This is a genomic window from Mesorhizobium sp. M8A.F.Ca.ET.202.01.1.1, assembly GCF_004791595.1.
Taxonomy (GTDB): Bacteria; Pseudomonadota; Alphaproteobacteria; order Rhizobiales; family Rhizobiaceae; genus Mesorhizobium.
The window spans coordinates 1-317 of the sequence record NZ_SRUN01000190.1; the positions used below are offsets into that span (position 1 = coordinate 1).

General features: G+C 70.7%; 1 protein-coding gene. It reads right to left on the reverse strand.

What is annotated here, in order from left to right; translation table 11 throughout:
- Positions 1–317, reverse strand: a 317-nt coding sequence (locus tag EN845_RS34440; RefSeq protein WP_189587446.1) for an MgtC/SapB family protein, incomplete at both ends; no start/stop codon positions are given.

Sequence of the window (317 nt, forward strand, 5' to 3'; positions counted from 1 at the left end):
CTGCGCCGCCTCCAGCGCGTCGACCAGGCGCTCGCGCACCCGCGGCACCGCTTCGGCGTCCACGCTCAGGCGCACCTCGTAGGTGGCCTCGGTCGCCGCCTCGTTGATCGGGATGCGGTTGATCGCATTGACCAGGGGCCGAAGCAGGGTGTTGCCGGCGATGATCAGCACGGTCAGCAGCACGCCCTCGGCCAGCATGTCCGCGCCGGTGCAGCTGCCAACGGCCGCCGAGCACCACAGGGTGGCGGCCGTGTTCAGGCCGCGCACGTTCATGCCTTCCTTCATGATCACGCCGGCACCCAGGAAGCCAACGCCGG